The sequence below is a fragment of the Acidimicrobiia bacterium genome (assembly GCA_036396535.1).
Lineage (GTDB): Bacteria > Actinomycetota > Acidimicrobiia > Spongiisociales > UBA5794 > DASWKR01.
Window position 1 is genome coordinate 135981 of record DASWKR010000035.1, and the last position, 16758, is coordinate 152738.

Below are 16758 nucleotides of genomic sequence, written 5' to 3' on the forward strand. Positions count from 1 at the left end.
CGGCGGCACCGGCACCGGGTATCGTCGCGGCTCTGATGGAGGATCTCATGCAGTTCTGCGCGCACTGTGGGACGGCACGAGCCGACGACGCGAGGTTCTGCGAAGCCTGCGGGAGCACGCTGGCGTTCGACGGCACGGCCGCCAACGAAGGCGAATGCGGCCGCTGCGCCTCGGGCCTCGCTCCTTGGTGGCGGTATTGCGCGAGGTGCGGCAACGAGACGCCCGTCGCCAATCTCTCTCGATCGAAACGCGTGGTCATCGATGACCCGACGACTGCGCCGACGGAGGTCGAGGCGCCCCGCCGACAGGCGGAGCGCTTCGAACCGGTCGAGGCGCCGCGGCCTTCGGAGCACCTGCTTCCCGGCACGTTCGCCGACGTCGCCGACCGGCACGGAAGCCATCGGCGTCACCAGAGCGAGGTCGTCCGCGGCGAGATCGTCGACGAGCCGGGGGACCCCGAGTTGATCAGTCGCCAGCGAGATCCTCGCCCAGCTGCCGTGATCGATGACGAGGTCATCGAGTTGGAGAGGCTCGTCGAGGAGCATGATTGGAGCCCCCCGCTCGCGTCATCTCCCGGCGCGACTCCACCGGCCGAGCCGATTCAGGGTGGGATGCCGGCGGCCGAGGTGCCTCCCGGCGAAGCAGCCGACGCGGCGGCCGCCGTGATCCCGGAAGAGCCGCCCGCCCGGGGCGCACCCCGGCCGGAGGCTGCGGATCCCCGCACCATTGGCGCCCCCGAGCCGCAGCATGCCGTCGAGAACCACGTCGGGGGGCCCGAGACGGAGGGACAGGGGTTGATCCCCCGACCCACCGGTCGGACGATCCCGGTGCAGCGGCCCGGCGTCGATCTGGCCCGCTACCGGGATCCATACGTGACCAGCAGGTTGGCCCAACTCGTTCTCCTCGCCGTCGCCACCCTGGCGACGACCGCGACGATCGGCCTCGTCGCCCTGAACAACCGAATCGAGGATGTCGCCCGCCAGGTCCCCGAGGCTCTCGACGGAGCCGGCGACATCGCCGATCTGCTTGGTGTCTGGGTCATCCGCCCTCTGGCGGCTACGTCGGTCGTCGGACTCGTCGCCGTCATCGCGTGGACGTTCGTCGTCTACTCCAATCTCGTCGCCCTCGGCGTGAAGGACCTCAGGATCCCGAGAGGGGGCGCCGTCTGGGCTTGGGCCGTGCCCGGCTACAACCTGGCGATGCCGAAGCGCCTCATCGACGATGCATGGCGCGGCGCCGACCCGGAAGCGTGGCGAGATCGTGACTGGCGGCTGCGGCAAGGGCTGATGTGGACCAACACATTCTGGTGGTCGCTGATGGCGGCGCTCGCCCTCTCCTTCGTGGGGTGGCGGCTCACGGGGTCGACGCCGGAGACGGCCCTCGACGCCAACGGGTGGGCCATCCTCAGCTACGGGTCGCTGATCGTGTCCTGCCTCGCCGGAGTGAGGATGATCTCGGCGACATCGGCTCGCCAGAACGCGGCTGCCGAGGAAGCCCTGCGATGACGGGGCGGATCGTTGCAGTCTTCGGCGCCTCCGCCACCCATCCCCACCACGAGGACTGGGAGGCCGCGCATCGTTGCGGTGCTCTGCTCGCCGCCCGGGGCTTCACCGTTGCGACCGGAGGCTATGGAGGCATCATGGAGGCGGTTTCCTCGGGTGCGGCAGCTTCGGGAGGGCACGTCATCGGTGTCACGGCGCCCCTGGTCTTCCCCGATCGGCCGGGCGCCAACGCTCACGTCCTCGAGGAGCGGATGGCGGACACCCTCCCTCAGCGTGTCGCCAGGCTGATCGAGGACAGCGACGCGGTCATCGCCCTCCCCGGCAGCATCGGCACGCTCACCGAGCTCGTGATGGCCTGGAACACTGCATTCGTCACCCGTTTCTCAGGCTCGATGCCTCGACCCGTCGTCACCGTGGGCGACACGTGGACCCGCCTGGTCGCCCACATCGCCACCGAGCTCGCAACGGACAACGCCATCGTCCATTGTGTTGGCGACGTCGACGCAGCCGTCGCCTACGTCGTCGCCGCCACGGAGTCGGCTTGAAGGAGGCAGGGGGGCGCCTCCTACACTCGCCCGTCGCACAGCGAAGGGGAGACGCGACGATGACGAGCGGCGGGTTCTACCTCGGAGCCGAGCCGGCAGACCTCAACGACAAGTGGGAGATGCGGGCGCTGGAAGCCGAGGACGTCGAGGTCGGGCTCGAGAAGGCCGACATCACGGTGGCCGAGGTGTCGATCGCCTGGATACCACGCTGAGCCCGATCGGCGCCGGTTAACCTCCCGGCACATGCGTGAGCGCCCCGCCATCGTTCGCATCCTCGAGACCCCCGGCGCCGATGCGACGCGGATCGCCGTGACGCTCGCCTGGCAGGACGAGGAGTTCACCGGCGAGGCCGCCGGCCTGTCCGACGCGGCGCACCGGCCTCGCATCATCGGCGAGGCGACTCTGCGCGCCGTCGAGGCGGTCACCAACAACAGCATCACTTTGAGCCTCGACGCCATCGCGACAACCGACCTCGGCGAGGGCCAGATCGCCATGGCACAGGTGACGCTCGACGGCACCGACGAGCGGCTCGTCGGCAGCGCCATGGTCGGTGAGAACGACGAGGTGGCGGCGACGGTGAAGGCAGTTCTCGACGCGATCAACCGCCGGCTCGAGCGGGAGCTCTAGGGAACGCCTACTGCCGGAGCGCTCACTCTTCGGCGAGCGCCCACAGGAGGTCGCGCACCGTGACGATCCCGAGGATCTCGCTTCCGTCGACGACGGGGAGGTGTCGATACCCGGCTTCCAGGAGCCACGCAACGGCCTCGTCGACGGACACGGTCGGGGCGACCGTGTCGGGGGCTTCCGACATCCATGAGGAGACCGCCTCGTCGTCGAGGTCGGCGTCGCGGGAGACGGCGTCGACGAGATCGTGCTCCGTGATGATCCCGACGAGGTTCCGCTTGTCGACGACGACGAGACAGTCCACCCTGGCCTCGACCATCCGCCGGGCAGCTTCGGCGAGAGTCGCCTCGCTGCCGATCACCTCGGCCGAGCCACCGACGAGAGCCTGGAGCTGCAAGTCGCCTCCCGATCGCGCGACGCGGACACTAGTTGGCGGGCGAAGGCGGTGTCAGAGTCGAAAGGCCGCACGCGGTGCCGCCCGAGGCACCGTCAGAGCAGGTCTTGCTCCCTGATTCCGAACGACGGGTGGCGCAGCCTGCACAGGGCGAGCTTCTCGAGCTGCCGGATGCGCTCCCTGGTGAGGTTGAACTCCTCGCCGATCTCCTCGAGGGTGCGCGGGACGCCGTCGTAGAAGCCGTAGCGAAGGGCGAGGATCCGCCCCTCGCGCTCCGGGAGGCGTTCGATCGACTTGCGCAGGCTGTCTGCGATGTCCAGTTCCTCGGTGACCCGAACCGGGTCGACGGCGTCTTCGTCCTCGATGAAGTCGCCGAGCTGAGCGCCGTCCTCGCCGACCGGCTGCTCGAGCGACACCGTGTCGGCGACACCGAGCGCCAGCTCGACCTTGTCGACGTTGACGCCCGCCTCTTCGGCGATCTCCTCGGGCCGCGGCTCACGACCGAGCTCTGCCTTGAGGCTCGCCTGGGCAGCGCGCACCGCCGCCAGCGTGTCGTGGAGGTGCACCGGGATCCTCACGGTGCGTGACTTGTCGGCGATCGCCCTCGTGATGGCCTGCCGAATCCACCACGTGGCGTACGTCGAGAACTTGAATCCCTTGCGCCAGTCGAACTTCTCGACGGCGCGGATGAGGCCGAGGTTGCCCTCCTGGATGAGATCCAGGAAGTCGATCCCCGAGGTGTTGGCGTAGCGCCGAGCGTTGGCGACGACGAGACGGAGATTGGCGGTGAGGAAGGCGTCCTTCGCCTCGCGACCGTGGCGAACCTTGCGGCGCAGCGCCATCTCCTCGGCTTTGGTCTTGAATGCTCCGGCGTCGAGCTTGGCGAGCGCATCCTGGCCCGCCTCGATCTTCTGGGCGTAGTCGACTTCCTTCTCCGCTGTGAGGAGCTCGTACTCGCCGATGGCGGTGAGGTATTGGCTGACCAGGTCGGTCGTCAGCCTGCCGCGTTCGTCGGTCAGCTTGTTGCGGTCCCGATCGCGGCGAGATCGAGTGAGTGTGTCCCGCTCGACGCGCTCTTTCGCCTCGGCCCGCTCCCGTTGGGCGCGGTCGAGGACCTTGTCACGCGTCTTGCCACTCGATGCCATCTAAAGATCCTCCAAGATTTCTTCGACGCCTCTGCATGACGACCAGCCCATGGTCCGATGCGGCCACCACTCCCGCTTCATGCAACATTGTGAAAGGCGTCACAAAGCCCGGTTCGGTCCCAATATCACACATTCCCCGGGCTTTGTGAACCCCTCATCTGCCGAAAACCCGACGAGAAAAGGGCCTGAGGTCGAACGATTGGCCCTTCGATCGACCTGGGTTGTCCACAGGCTCGTCAACACAACGCCGCAGACTGGGGATCTCTTCCGCCCCAGGCGTCCTGCTGCCCGCCGACCTGGGGGAACCATGGCGGGTTGTCCACAGTCCGTCGGCGAGGACGCCCATGGCTACGGTGGACACATGCCGAACCGTCTGGCGCTGTCGTCGAGTCCATACCTGCTGCAACACATGGACAACCCGGTCGATTGGCACGAGTGGGGCGACGAAGCGTTCCAGAAGGCCAGGGACAGCGGTCGTCCCCTCCTCCTCTCGATCGGGTACTCGGCGTGTCACTGGTGCCATGTCATGGCGCACGAATCCTTCGAGGACGACGCCACGGCGCAGTTCATGAACGAGCGTTTCGTGAACGTCAAGGTCGACCGTGAGGAGCGTCCCGACGTCGACAGGGTGTACATGGACGCCGTGCAGGCGATGACCGGCCAGGGCGGCTGGCCGATGACGGTGTTCCTCGACCACGAAGGGCGGCCCTTCTTCGCCGGGACGTACTTCCCGAAGCGGCCCATGGGACACCATCCGGCCTTCATGCAGGTGCTCTCGGCCATCGACGACGCCTGGCGCAACCGCCGGGAGGAGCTGGGCGAGCAGGCCGACCGGCTGACGAGGGCGGTCCGCTCTGCGATCCCGGCCGCCCCCGAAACCCCGGGCACCGAGATCGTCGAGCGCGGCATCCAGGAGCTGGAGGCGTCCTTCGACGCCGAGCACGGCGGATTCGGGGGGGCCCCCAAGTTCCCGCAGGCGCCGAGCCTGGAGCTGCTCCTGCGAGCGGCCGCGCTCGGGATCGGCGGCGGCCCGGCGGTGGCGCCCATGTTGCGAACCACCCTCGATGCGATGGCAGGGGGCGGGATCTACGACCACGTCGGCGGGGGTTTCGCCCGCTACGCCGTCGACCGAAACTGGCTCGTTCCCCACTTCGAGAAGATGCTGTACGACAACGCCATGCTCGCCAGGGTGTATGTCAGGGCCTCGCAGGTGCTGGCGGAGCCCCGCTACGCAGACGTTGCCCGCCAGACCCTCGACTATCTGCTGCGGGACCTGCGGCACCCGGAAGGGGGGCTCTACTCCGCCGAGGACGCAGACTCGGAGGGTGTCGAGGGCAGGTTCTACGTCTGGAGCGCGCAGCAGGTCGCCGAGGTCCTCGGCGCACAGGCCACCGCCTTCGCCCAGGCGTACGGCGTGACGACCTCGGGCAACTTCGAGGGCGCCAACATCCTCCACCTCCGGGACGTCACGATGAGCCGCACTGCCTTCGGTGAATCGCTGCAGCGGCTCTTCGAAGCGCGAAGCCTCCGGGTGAAGCCCGGCCTCGACGACAAGGTGATCGCCGCATGGAACGGGTTGGCGCTGCGCGCCTTCGCCGAGGCGGGCGCCGTGCTCGACGAGCATCGGTACGTGGATGCGGCTGAGTCGATCGCACAGTTCGCAGTGACCCACCTCGTCGACGGGGAGGGAAGGCTGGCACGATCGTGGCGAGCAGGAAGACGGGGGCCCGCCGGGTTCTGCGACGATCACGGCGCGCTCGCCATCGGGATGCTGACGTTGTACGCCGTGACCGGCGAAGAGCGATGGTTCACACACGCGCAGCGCCTCACCAATGACATGGTCCGCCTCTTCGAGGACCCGGATGGGGGGTTCTACGCGACCGGGACGGATGCAGAGCCGCTCATCACACGCCCCAAGAACGTGATGGACAACCCAACGCCCTCGGACAACACGCTCGCCGCCGAGGCGCTGCAGCTCATGGCCGCCTACACGGGCGAGGCGCCCATGCGGGAATCGTACGAAGGGGCGCTGCGAGCCGCCGGCCACGTCGCCGCCAGGTACCCGTCGGCGGCGGGGCACCTGCTCGCCGTCATGTCGAGCGACCCGCCACGTGAGGTGGCGATCGTCGGCTCCGGAGGGCTCAGGGCCCGCCTCGCCGCCGTCGTCTGGTCCCGTTTCAGACCAGACTGCGTCGTCGCCATCGGCGACGCCAGATCGCCGACGTCCGTGCCCCTGCTCGAGGGCCGGACGCCGGTCGACGCCGAAGCGTCCGCATACGTCTGCCGGGACTTCGTGTGCGACCTGCCCGTGTCCGATCCGGGCGAGCTCGCCGCCAAGCTCGACGAAGATGCGCTTGCGAGTGGCACACCGCTCGTAGAGTGATCGGTCGTGATCGACATCTCCACCGGCCAGTGCATCTATTGCGGCGCCGAGAGGCGCCGCGACGCCATGCGCTGCCCACACTGCGAACGAATGTGGCCTGACAGGACGGTCACGGCCATCCGGATCGACCTCGACGACGTCTCGGAGGCCGAACAGGTGCGCGCCGGGGCCGGGCCCGTGCCGCAGCAGCCGGCGCCGAAGCGGGCGGCCCGGATCTGGGTGCCCGTCGGAGTCGCGGTGGCGGCCCTCGGTGCGTATCTCGTCTTGTTCGGGCTGATCCTCGACGGCGGCCCTCCCGACGAGGACGCCGCACCGCAAACGACGCTGCCCTCCCAAGAGACCTCGCCGGCGACGGCGAGCCCGTCCGAGCCGTCGACGACGGCCGCGCCGACGACGGCGGCGCCGACGACGACCGTGCCTCCGACCACGACGGCGACCACGTTGGCACCCATCGAAGCCGTGGGCGACGCCATCCCTATCGATGAGCTCTCGCTGGGGGCATTCGCGCTCGGGCCCCTCGACATAGGCTCGCCGGCCCACGACGCCGTCGGAAGGCTCGTCGCGACGTTCGGTCAACCCGACGCCGTGATAGAGACTCTCGACGCCTCGGTCGGGCTCTGTGACGGTGTCGCGGGTCGGCTGGTCTCGTGGGGTGGACTCGGACTCGTGCTCGCCGGCGATGGCGAGGCGGAGGCATTCGCCGGCTATCGCTTGGAGCTCGACGCGGACGACGGGCCGACCAACGGGTTGCGAACCCTTTCCGGGCTGGGCCTCGGCGACACGTGGGAGCAGGTCGAGGCGATCTACCCGACCGCCACCGGGGTCGACATCGGCGGTGCGCCCGGTTTCATCGTGTCCCGCTCGAGCGACGGCATCACCCTCATCTGGGGGAGCCTGGCTGAGTCCGGTTCGACCGCACTCGTGACGGGTATCCACTCACCGAGGCCGTGTGACGGCGGCCCGACGCCGTGACGGGGTGCTCCGGGCTCGGCGCGTACGACCCGACGGCGGATATGATGCCTCCCGGGCGTCCTCCGGCCAGGACGCTCCTCTTTCGTTGAGAAGTCGGAGATTGGCTGATCACATGCCGCGCTGGCACCGAATGTTTCGGCTCCCGAACGTTCTCTCCGTCGCGCTCGGCTTGCTCGTCGGCTTCCTGCTCGCGTCGTACTGGGAATCGCATGTGGGCGCCGCGGCCGCCGCAGCCATCGGGGGGATCGTCACCGCTCTCTCATGGCTCGCCTGGTGGCGATACGCCTCCGGGGCGCGCATCGCCGACGAGTTCGAAACGCCGCCGCTCGGGATCATTCGCAGGTGGGACCACGGACCCGCGCCGACCCTCTCTGCCCAGGACTCGGACGTCGCCCAGGCATACCACGAGGCCGCAGAGCGCCTCGAGGCGATGACGCACGGCCAGGTCATCCTCGTCATGGCGGCGGCTCCGGGTCAGGGGGCGACCACGGTCGCGATGAACCTCGCCATCGCCGCCACCCAGGGAGGGCGTCGTGTCGTGCTCATCGACGGCGATCCCTCCCGACGCGGGTTGTCCCGCTTCGGACACACGGGGGCCGCTCCCGGGCTCATCGACGTGGCGGCCGGGCGAGCGTCGCTCGTCGAGGCCTCTCGGATGTGGGACCTGGCCCCCGGCGTGCGGCTCCCGTTCATCCCGGCGGGGAGCCCGGTCGGGCTGACCCCGACGACGCTCGGCAGCAAGGAGATGGCGGAGGCCATCGACGTGCTCAGCGAAGGCTCGGACCTCGTGCTGATCGACACTCCCCCCGTTTCGTGGGACGGCAACGTCGGACCGCTGGCGGCACACGCCGACGGGACGGTGCTCGTCGTGACCGAACGGACGGCTCCCTCGACCGTGAGCAGCACGGCGTCCCGGCTCGCCGAGGCGGGAGCCCCGGTCGCCGGGTTCTTGGTCAACAAGGCGGAGGAGACGGCCGAAGGCCTCGGCTGGCCGTGGCGCAGGGTCGCCAAGCGGGTGACGGCGACGTTCGCGGTCGCCCTTCTCGGGTTCATCTCCTACAACGCCTTCCAGATCTGGGACTCGTGGCGCTCGGTGGCGCGCGACCAGCTCGACGTCGCCGCGGCCGCCGCAGTCTTGCCGCTCCCCGGCGGGGGGGCAGTCCACGACGAGGTGGGCGGGGACATCGCTGCCATCGTGACCGGGGAGCCGACCAGGCCAGAGGTCTTCCAGTCATTCCTCGTCGTCGGGAGCGACGCCGGCGGGGTCAGGGCCGATGTCATCACCCTGCTGCTCGTCCCTCCGGACGGCGACCCTGCCATCGTCTCGATCCCACGCGACCTCTACCTGCCGAACCGCTGCACACAGGGGTACGAGCGCATCAACGCCAGCCTGGCGGCGTGCGGTTCCATCAACGGCCCGACGATGCTGGCACTCGCAGTCGAGGACTACACCGGGATCGAGGTCGACCACTTCGCCCTCTTCGACTTCGACGGGTTCGAACGGATCATCGACGCCGTCGGCGGCGTCCAGATCTGTGTCGACCACCAGGTGCGGGACTCACGCTCGTTCCTCGACCTCCCCGCGGGGTGCACCACCGCCTCCGGCGCCCAAGCGCTGAGCTGGGTGCGGTCGAGGAGAACAGAAGAGCTGGTGGACGGCGCGTGGCGCAGGATGCAGGGAGTGAGCGACCTCACGCGCAACTTGCGGCAGCAGGACGTGATCCTGGCGATGTTCTCCAAGATGAAGACGTTCGGGTCGATCTCGGACCTCACGAGGACGGTGCGGAGCCTCACGAACACGTTCACGCTCGACACCCAGCTCGGAATCTCGGACGCCATCTCGCTCGCCTGGAGCCTGCGCGGCATCGATCCCCGGACGGTCACGCGAATCGAGATCCCGGTGCGAGACTTCACGACCTCGAGGGGAGCGAGCGTGCTCGTCCCGACGACGCCCTTCCGTGAGCTCCTGGCACCCGTCTTCCCCGACCTCGACCTCCAGGCCCTGTGACGGCGCCGTCGTGGCCGGAGGACCTGCCGAACCGGCCCACTCCGCCCCGATGTCATAAGATACGGGCCCCGAGTCGGACCCCGCGGAGCCGGAACACATGAGCGACAACGATTTCGAGGGTTTCGACCCGTACGAGGGCCTGACCGACCTGACGGGCGGCGAGCCCCTCCCGTCGCTCGAGCCTGGTCACGTCCCCCCGGCTGCTCCACCGCGTTCGCCGCTCCTCACGGGGCTGATCGTCGCCCTGCTCCTCGTGGTCGTCACGGTCGCCCTCTTCCAGCTCCTCGGTGACGACGGCGAGGGCGCCGCGGCAGGCTCCACCACTACGACGGGGTCCCCGGATACGTCGGGAAGCGGGGGCGAGACGACGACGACCGAGGCGACGTCGACGACAGGCGGCGACACGACCACCACGACAGGCGCCCCAGGTGCGGTCACCCCGTACGAGCCGAGAGGTGAGCCGCTGACGCTCGACAACCTGACCCTGGCAGCCGACGCCATCGGGCCGATCGAGCTCGGTCAAGCAGCCGAGCGTGCCGTCGGGCGACTCGTCGCGTCGCTCGGCGATCCGGATGAGGACACTGGGCCGATCGTCTCGACGGGCGCCTACGGGACGTGCGAGGGATCGATGGTGAGGATCGTGCGGTGGGGCGCCCTCGCAGCCGTCGTGGTCATCGATGACAACGGCGACGAGATCTTCGCCGGGTATCGGGTCGACCTCGCCTACGAGGACGCATTCAGCTCCGAGACGGCCGATCTCGAGACGTTGTCCGGCCTCAGACCCGGCAACTCCATCAGGAGGATCGAGGAGGTCTATTCCGAGTTCGACCGACGATTCGTCGTCGACCCGGAGGTGGGGGACGCCTTCGAGCTGTATGGCACATCCGGAAGCCTGCTCTTGTGGGGTCCCATCACCCAGCCGGACACGGGGGTCGTGAGGGGGATATTCTCGCCGGACGCCTGCGACAGGTTCCAGTAGCGGGAAGCCGGAGGTCGCCGGCGGCGGAGCTTCACGAATCAGGCTCCCGGCAGGGAACTTGGGGCCGGAGAGCCCGGACTATCCTCGGCCGTCATGTACGGCGCCCAACGCAGCCGCCTGCGTCCAACGGTCTACGGCGCGCTCGCAGGAGGTCTCCTCGGCCTCAGCCTCATGGTCCTGTTCACAGGCAAGTTCGCCATCGGCTCGATCGATGCGGTGCTCCTCGATCGATCCGGGCCCAGAGCACGACCCGAGTTCGTCGTCAGCAGCGGGGGCCTCTACCTCCTCATCGTGGTGGCGGCGGTTGCAGGAGCGCTCGCGGTCGCCGGGATCATCTATGCGTTCGGGCGGGAGTCCGAGCCGATGGCAAGGCGATTCTCGCTGGCGTCGATGCTGCCGGTCGCGGCCGTCACAGGCGCCGTGTTCGGCTACGGCACGATGCGAGCCGGCTTGGGGGCGGTTGCCGACATCGACCTCGGCATCGTGACCGTCTCCACCTACCGGATGGCTGTTGTCATCTCGATCGCCGGCGTGGTCACAGGCGGAGTGACCGCCAACGTCGTCGATGCACTCGCCAGGCCGGCGACGCTGGGCCTCGAAGGAGAGGCTCTGCCCCAGAGCCTCGGGGCGTTTCTCGGTGAGATGCAACGCGCCGTCGGAAGCCCGATGGTGTCCGTCGTCGTCCTCGCCGTGTTCGCCATCGGCCTCTCTCAGCTGCTGCTCGCCATCGAGGGGACCGCCGCCGTTGCCCTCTTCGCCGTGGTCGGAGCCGTCGTGCTCGCAGGGGCCACCCTCGCCGCCTATCGACCCTGGGATCGGCCGAGAGGCTGATCGAGCCCTCCGCAGGGGGGCGCTACGAGGCGTCATCGACCTCGACGGCTACGAGTGCTCCTCCACGCTCCGTGTACCTGACCCGGACGGGCTCCCCGCTGGTGAGATGGGAGCGAAGGTGCCCGATCGAGCCGCCGTGGCCGAACAGAAGCCCGTCATCGGGAACGAACGAGCGGGACGTGCCGTCGGCGGACCGTACCGTGAAGGACTCGACGCTCGTGATGTCACCGACGACGTCGACCACTATCCCCTCGGCCGCTCCAGGCGAGGCGCCGCGGGCGGCGACGACGTCCGCCGCGTCGTCGACGCCCGCGGCGGCTACGACGAGCCACACGACGAGAGAGAGCGCCGCCACCGCAGCACCGACCAGGACGAACAGACGTCGACGGCTCACTGCGTTGCGCTCACTTGACCTGCGGGCGATCGCGTCCTGGATGCGACGTCACGGGCCGTCGCTACGGGCTCGATCGACGAGTCTCGGCACTAGCCTGCCACCCTGCGCGGAGACGAGAACCGCTGCTCCTCTGCGTACCAGCTGAAGAACACCCAGGCGATGGCGGTCCACAGGATGAGCCCGCCGCCGAGCTTCATGATGAGCCCGGCGATGACCTGATCCGTGTGAGCCGAGATCCCCCAGAGCCTCGGGAACGTCTCGTAGACGCGATACAGGGGCGAGTCGCCGAGAGTGAGGAACGAGGCCGGAACCGTCGGGACGAGGGACTGCAGGAAGAGGTAGCCCATCTTCCCGAAAGGCTGGAGCTCTGGCAGGTCGGGGATCGGATCGATGACGGGGAACCACATCAGCACCGCGGTGGTGAACAGGGCGGCGTGGGCGACGAAGTGGAAGGCGCTGCTCGCCAGCATGGCGTCGACGACGCCCGGTGCATGGAGAAGCCCGAGGGTGGCGTTGAAGGCGACGAGGGCGACGATCGGCTTGGTGAGAACCCGGAGAAGGGGAAGCGCAGGACGCAGCAGCGCCCGCAACAGCCACCACGGGGTCCCGAGCAGGAGGAGCGGTGGCGTGACGAGGCTCAGCACGAGATGCTCGGTCATGTGGAACATGAAGAGGGAGCGCTCGCCGATGTCGTGCACCGGCCACGCCGAGACGAGCGCCAACGACGCCACCCCTGCGTAGAAGAAGAAGCGCTGCCAGGTCGTCACGGCCACCTCACCGCGAGGGGCGAGCGGTGCACGCAGCCGTTTCAGGCCCAGCTCGTATCCGATGATCAAGGCGAAGGCGACTCCGACGATGTCGAGATGAACGTGAAAGGGGGCGATGTCGCCGAAGGAGGCCTCAGCCGCAGCGATCATCTGAGCCCTCATCGCTCACAACGCCGTGAACGTGAGCAGCACCACGATGAACATCGTGAGAGCCCCGAAGAGGCCGACCAGGAACAGGTTGCGATAGAGCGGCTTGTCGAAGCGGAGATGCATGAAGAAGGCGACGACGGCCGCGAACTTGACCGAGCCGAGAACGATGAGGAGCAGGATCCTTGGAGTGCCGTCGAACGCAGACAGGTACGGCACCGTAACCTCGATGGCCGTGATGAGCGCCAGGATCGCCGCGATCATCCAGTACTGCGCCGGGGTCGGGTGATGGGTGGTCGTCTCGCTCGTCATCGTCAGATCTGGAGCAGGTAGACGACGGTGAAGATGACGATCCAGACGATGTCGACGAAGTGCCAGTAGAGCCCGATCAGCTCGACGTTGAGCCCTCGATCGGCGTACAGGCGCCCGCTCAGCGACAGGAAGAACATCGCCAGCAGGAGGATGACCCCGATGGCGACATGGGCGCCGTGGAACCCGGTCAGCATGAAGAACGACGACCCGAACGGGCTCGTCGTCAGCGTGAGCCCTTCGTGGACGAACTCGGTGAACTCGAAGATCTGGCCCGCCAGGAAGGTGGACCCGAGTAGGGCGGTCCCCGCCAGCCAGATGCGCGCCTGGCGCATGTCGCGGCGCTCGAAGGCGTTGTGGGCCAGCACCATCGTCAGCGAGCTCATCAGCAGGATGAACGAGCTGGCCGACGTGAACGGCACGTTGAAGAGCTCCGCTCCCGGGCCCTCTCCCGTCGTGTTCCTATAGAGGAGGAACGTCGAGATCATCGCACCGAAGAACACGCACTCCGACCCGAGGAACACCCACATGGCGGTCTTGCGGATGGGATGGACGTCGTGGTGGTCGGCGTCGTGCGCCCCCGGCAGATGCTCGGCGGCCGACTGGGTCGACATCAGTGCCCCGGCTCTTTGGCGACGGGCTGGAGCGACCACCCGAACAAGCCCCACACCGTGATCAGCGAACCGAGCCCGACTGCGATGAAGCCCCATGGGATGTAGACGAGCCCCGCTCCCGTGATGATCAGCCCGAAGGCCGAGAGCGCCGGGTAGTAGGACGGCGACGGCATGTGGATGGACCCGCGCTCGGCGCCGCCTCCCGTATCGACGGCGGCCTCCGCTCCCGAAACCGCCGGCATCGGCACCGCTCTCCCGTCTTCGTCCTCGGCGTACTTGCGGTGCCAGAAGTCGTCGAGGGAGTGCACGACCGGGATCTCGTCGAAGTTGTGGACCGGCGGCGGTGAGGAGATGGACCACTCGAGCGTCCTCCCGTCCCATGGGTCGTCCCCTGCGATCTCTCCCTTCTTGAGGAAGTGGCTCCTGACGATGTTCACGGCGAACACGACGAACGCCACGAAGATCGTGAACGCCCCGATGGTGGCGATCAGGTTCCAGAAGTCCCAGCCGAGGCCTTCGCCGTACCGATAAGTGCGTCTCGGCATCCCGTTGAGGCCGAGGATGTGCATCGGCCCGAAGGTGAGATTGAAGCCGATGAGCATCAGCCAGAAGTGGACCTTGCCGAGCCGCTCGTCGAGCATGCGGCCGGTCCACTTCGGGAACCAGTAGTAGACGCCGGCCACGTACCCGAACACGGCCCCCCCGAACAGCACGTAGTGGAAATGGGCGACGACGTAGTACGTGTCGTGTTGTTGCGAGTCGGTGGGGACGATCGAATGGGTGACGCCGGACAATCCCCCGATGACGAACATCGCGATGAAGCCGAGCGCGAACAACATCGGCGTCGAGTACCGGATTCGTCCCCCGAGCGTCGTCCCGATCCAGTTGAAGATCTTCACGCCCGTCGGCACGGCGATGATCATGGTCGATATACCGAACCCGGCCTCGGCGATGGGGCCCATCCCGGAGGTGAACATGTGGTGCGACCAGACGCCGAACCCGATGAAGCCGATGGCGGCGCCGGAGAACACCACGAACGGATACCCGAAGAGCGGCTTGCGTGAGAAGACGGGCAAGACCTCGGAGACGATCCCCATCGCGGGGAGCACGAGCACGTAGACCTCCGGATGCCCGAAGATCCAGAACAGGTGCTGCCAGAGCAGAGGATCACCGCCGGCGGCTGCCTGGTAGAAAACCGCCCCGAAGTTGCGATCCAGGAACAACTGGAACAGCCCGATCCCGACGGCGGGCAATGAGAAGATGAGCAGGAACGCCACGACCAGGGACATCCACGCGAACACGGGCATGCGCAGCATGGTCATCCCGGGAGCCCGCATCGTGAATGCGGTCGCGATGAAGTTCGCAGACGCTGCGATCGAGGCGACACCGAGAAGCTGCAGCCCGACAGCCCAGAAGTCCATGCGCACGACCTCGGTGAGCTCCGTGGACAGCGGCGCATACCCGACCCAAGCCCCGTCCGGCGCCCCTCCCAGCAGGAACGACGAGTAGATGAGGAGCCCGGCGAACAGGAACAGCCAGTAGGAGAAGGCGTTGAGGCGCGGGAAGGCGACGTCTCGGGCGCCGAGGAGGATCGGGAGGAAGTAGTTGGTGAAGGCCGCCGCGATCGGCATGATCACCAGGAACACCATCGTCAGCCCGTGCATGGTGAACAGCTGGTTGTAGGCCTCCGCCGTGAGGATGCTCTGGTTCGGCCCGATCAGCTGGAGCCGGATCAGCAAGGCCTCGATGCCGGCGATGAAGAAGAAGACCCCGGCGGTGACCCCGTACAAGAGACCGATGCGTTTGTGGTCCACGGTCGTGATCCAGGCCCAGACCCCTTTCGGGCCCTGTGAGCCGAGCACGACCGCTTCGGTCGTCACCGCCATGTGCAGATCACCTCCTCCTCATGGTATCGCCGGTCGAGACGGTTCAGGCCTCCGGTCTTCATCAGTCCCAAGCTCGCAGGAGCGACACCAACGCGTCGATCTGCGCCTCGGTGAGGCCGTAGTCGGGCATTCCGAGTATCCGGCCGGATTCGAGGTCGTTGAACTCGGGATGCATCGGCTTGATCGAGCTCGGGTCGTCGATCCACCGGCGCAGCTGCTCGTCGGTGTTCTCGAAGACCGCCCCGCCGAAGTAGCTGCGGCTCGAGAAGTGCGTGAGGTCGGGGGCCAGTCTCGCTCCCTGGATGCTGAGCAGGCCATCGGCGTCGACGACGGTGGCTTGGTGACACGTCGTGCACACCTGCGTGAACGTCTCGTAGCCCGCCGCGCCGAGCTCGTCCGCCGGGACGACGCCCGGTTCGAGCTGTTGAGCCACCCATTCCTCGTAGCCCGCCTGGTCGTCGACGAACACCTTGACCCGCATGTCGGCATGGGCCAGCCCGCAGAACTCGGCGCACTGCCCGGGAATCGGCTCGCCGGGGGGGGTCGGCTCGTCGGCCTCGAGTGTCAGCGTGGTGATGCGACCCGGGACGACGTCGCGTTTTCCATTGAGGGGAGGCACCCAGAACGAGTGGATCACGTCAGCCGAGGTCATCGTGAGGTTCACCACCGTGTCGACGGGGATGTGCAGCTCGTTGGCCGTGATGAGCGTCCTGCCGTCATCCGTCACCTCGTTCGGGTACTCGAACTCCCACCACCACTGGTGGCCCGTCACCGTGATCTGCAGGACGTCGTCGCCTTGCGGCACGGCCCGGACCTCGAAGAGCACCTGCAGCGTCGGCACGGCGAGCACCGCCAGCAGAACCGCAGGCAGGATGGTCCATGTGATCTCGAGGGCGGTGTTCCCGTGGACCTGCTTCGGCTCGCGCTCGTCCCCCTTGCGCTCCCGGTAACGGATCATCGAGTAGAGCATCCCCGCCATGACGATCGCGAACACGACGGTCGCCAGCACGAAGACGAGCTTCCACAGGTCGTCGATCTGGCGCGCCACCGGGCCCTGTGGCTCGAGCGACGACTGGGGACCGGAGCCGGAGCAGGCGGAGACGGCTGCGGCGAGGGCGGTGACTCCGAGGGCTGCCGAGCGGCGGCGAGGCGACCCGGTTGTCCTGTGCTCGCTCAAATCCTCTCCTGGCGCCGCGCTGAGCCGGCGGGAATCGTACCTATGGCCGTGACGTGAATGAAATCATCGCCCGCCGCCCTC

At 67.9% G+C, this 16758-nt stretch carries 17 protein-coding genes; 9 read left to right on the plus strand and 8 right to left on the minus strand.

The window, feature by feature from the left end; genetic code table 11:
* The first annotated feature begins 35 nt into the window (after positions 1-35).
* From VGC47_06605 to VGC47_06620, 4 genes are read left to right on the plus strand one after another with little or no spacing between them, the layout of a single operon-like run.
* Positions 36-1505: a DUF4328 domain-containing protein gene (locus VGC47_06605; protein ID HEX9854966.1), complete on the plus strand. Its 1470-nt coding sequence runs from the start codon at positions 36-38 to the stop codon at positions 1503-1505.
* Positions 1502-2047, plus strand: coding sequence for an LOG family protein (locus tag VGC47_06610; protein ID HEX9854967.1), 546 nt, complete (start codon positions 1502-1504; stop codon positions 2045-2047). Before VGC47_06605 ends, VGC47_06610 begins: the two co-directional genes overlap by 4 nt.
* A gap of 59 nt (positions 2048-2106) precedes the next feature.
* The gene (locus VGC47_06615; protein ID HEX9854968.1) at positions 2107-2259 is read left to right on the plus strand and encodes a hypothetical protein; all 153 of its coding nucleotides are present in this window, start codon (positions 2107-2109) and stop codon (positions 2257-2259) included.
* Between the two features lie 31 nt (positions 2260-2290).
* A complete protein-coding gene (locus tag VGC47_06620; protein ID HEX9854969.1) occupies positions 2291-2674 on the plus strand; it encodes a hypothetical protein in 384 nt (127 codons plus the stop codon).
* A gap of 22 nt (positions 2675-2696) precedes the next feature.
* On the opposite strand, the gene VGC47_06625 is transcribed toward VGC47_06620, so the two are convergent.
* Positions 2697-3068, minus strand: coding sequence for a CBS domain-containing protein (locus tag VGC47_06625; protein HEX9854970.1), 372 nt, complete (start codon positions 3066-3068; stop codon positions 2697-2699).
* 92 nt (positions 3069-3160) lie between these two features.
* Positions 3161-4210 (minus strand): sigma-70 family RNA polymerase sigma factor, encoded by a 1050-nt coding sequence (locus VGC47_06630; protein HEX9854971.1) that lies wholly within the window; start codon positions 4208-4210, stop codon positions 3161-3163.
* Between the two features lie 361 nt (positions 4211-4571).
* Here VGC47_06630 and VGC47_06635 point away from each other — a divergent pair, with 361 nt between their 5' ends.
* From VGC47_06635 to VGC47_06655, 5 genes are all read left to right on the plus strand, one after another.
* Positions 4572-6593: a thioredoxin domain-containing protein gene (locus VGC47_06635; protein ID HEX9854972.1), complete on the plus strand. Its 2022-nt coding sequence runs from the start codon at positions 4572-4574 to the stop codon at positions 6591-6593.
* 6 nt (positions 6594-6599) lie between these two features.
* Complete coding sequence (locus VGC47_06640; GenBank protein ID HEX9854973.1) at positions 6600-7565, plus strand: hypothetical protein; 966 nt, start codon at positions 6600-6602, stop codon at positions 7563-7565.
* 112 nt (positions 7566-7677) lie between these two features.
* Positions 7678-9573, plus strand: a complete 1896-nt coding sequence (locus VGC47_06645) for an LCP family protein (protein ID HEX9854974.1) — start codon at positions 7678-7680, stop codon at positions 9571-9573.
* Positions 9574-9670: 97 nt separating this feature from the next.
* Entirely contained in the window at positions 9671-10552 is an 882-nt protein-coding gene (locus tag VGC47_06650; GenBank protein HEX9854975.1) for a hypothetical protein, read from the plus strand.
* Positions 10553-10645: 93 nt separating this feature from the next.
* Positions 10646-11383 carry a hypothetical protein gene (locus tag VGC47_06655; GenBank protein HEX9854976.1) on the plus strand — a complete coding sequence of 246 codons (738 nt, stop codon included), beginning with the start codon at positions 10646-10648 and terminating at the stop codon, positions 11381-11383.
* 22 nt (positions 11384-11405) lie between these two features.
* On the opposite strand, the gene VGC47_06660 is transcribed toward VGC47_06655, so the two are convergent.
* The 6 genes from VGC47_06660 to coxB all read right to left on the minus strand — a co-directional run bounded on the left by VGC47_06660 (position 11406) and on the right by coxB (position 16677).
* Positions 11406-11777: a hypothetical protein gene (locus tag VGC47_06660; protein HEX9854977.1), complete on the minus strand. Its 372-nt coding sequence runs from the start codon at positions 11775-11777 to the stop codon at positions 11406-11408.
* 89 nt (positions 11778-11866) lie between these two features.
* Positions 11867-12694 carry a cytochrome c oxidase assembly protein gene (locus tag VGC47_06665; GenBank protein ID HEX9854978.1) on the minus strand — a complete coding sequence of 276 codons (828 nt, stop codon included), beginning with the start codon at positions 12692-12694 and terminating at the stop codon, positions 11867-11869.
* Positions 12695-12709: 15 nt separating this feature from the next.
* Positions 12710-13003, minus strand: a complete 294-nt coding sequence (locus VGC47_06670) for a cytochrome C oxidase subunit IV family protein (protein HEX9854979.1) — start codon at positions 13001-13003, stop codon at positions 12710-12712.
* 2 nt (positions 13004-13005) lie between these two features.
* Positions 13006-13614 (minus strand): heme-copper oxidase subunit III, encoded by a 609-nt coding sequence (locus VGC47_06675; GenBank protein HEX9854980.1) that lies wholly within the window; start codon positions 13612-13614, stop codon positions 13006-13008.
* Positions 13614-15500 carry a cytochrome c oxidase subunit I gene (gene ctaD / locus VGC47_06680; GenBank protein HEX9854981.1) on the minus strand — a complete coding sequence of 629 codons (1887 nt, stop codon included), beginning with the start codon at positions 15498-15500 and terminating at the stop codon, positions 13614-13616. The genes VGC47_06675 and ctaD overlap by 1 nt, the downstream gene beginning before the upstream one ends.
* Positions 15501-15561: 61 nt before the next feature.
* Positions 15562-16677 (minus strand): cytochrome c oxidase subunit II, encoded by a 1116-nt coding sequence (gene coxB, locus VGC47_06685; protein ID HEX9854982.1) that lies wholly within the window; start codon positions 16675-16677, stop codon positions 15562-15564.
* Positions 16678-16758: the final 81 nt, after the last annotated feature.

Bases quoted from the DNA above. Each gene is read 5' to 3' on its own strand.
- VGC47_06605 (HEX9854966.1), top strand. From the start codon at position 36: ATGGAGGATCTCATGCAGTTCTGCGCGCACTGTGGGACGGCACGAGCC.
- VGC47_06610 (HEX9854967.1), top strand. From the start codon at position 1,502: ATGACGGGGCGGATCGTTGCAGTCTTCGGCGCCTCCGCCACCCATCCC.
- VGC47_06615 (HEX9854968.1), top strand. From the start codon at position 2,107: ATGACGAGCGGCGGGTTCTACCTCGGAGCCGAGCCGGCAGACCTCAAC.
- VGC47_06620 (HEX9854969.1), top strand. From the start codon at position 2,291: ATGCGTGAGCGCCCCGCCATCGTTCGCATCCTCGAGACCCCCGGCGCC.
- VGC47_06630 (HEX9854971.1), bottom strand. From the start codon at position 4,210: ATGGCATCGAGTGGCAAGACGCGTGACAAGGTCCTCGACCGCGCCCAA.
- VGC47_06635 (HEX9854972.1), top strand. From the start codon at position 4,572: ATGCCGAACCGTCTGGCGCTGTCGTCGAGTCCATACCTGCTGCAACAC.
- VGC47_06645 (HEX9854974.1), top strand. From the start codon at position 7,678: ATGCCGCGCTGGCACCGAATGTTTCGGCTCCCGAACGTTCTCTCCGTC.
- VGC47_06650 (HEX9854975.1), top strand. From the start codon at position 9,671: ATGAGCGACAACGATTTCGAGGGTTTCGACCCGTACGAGGGCCTGACC.
- VGC47_06655 (HEX9854976.1), top strand. From the start codon at position 10,646: ATGTACGGCGCCCAACGCAGCCGCCTGCGTCCAACGGTCTACGGCGCG.
- VGC47_06665 (HEX9854978.1), bottom strand. From the start codon at position 12,694: ATGATCGCTGCGGCTGAGGCCTCCTTCGGCGACATCGCCCCCTTTCAC.
- VGC47_06670 (HEX9854979.1), bottom strand. From the start codon at position 13,003: ATGACGAGCGAGACGACCACCCATCACCCGACCCCGGCGCAGTACTGG.
- VGC47_06675 (HEX9854980.1), bottom strand. From the start codon at position 13,614: ATGTCGACCCAGTCGGCCGCCGAGCATCTGCCGGGGGCGCACGACGCC.
- ctaD (HEX9854981.1), bottom strand. From the start codon at position 15,500: ATGGCGGTGACGACCGAAGCGGTCGTGCTCGGCTCACAGGGCCCGAAA.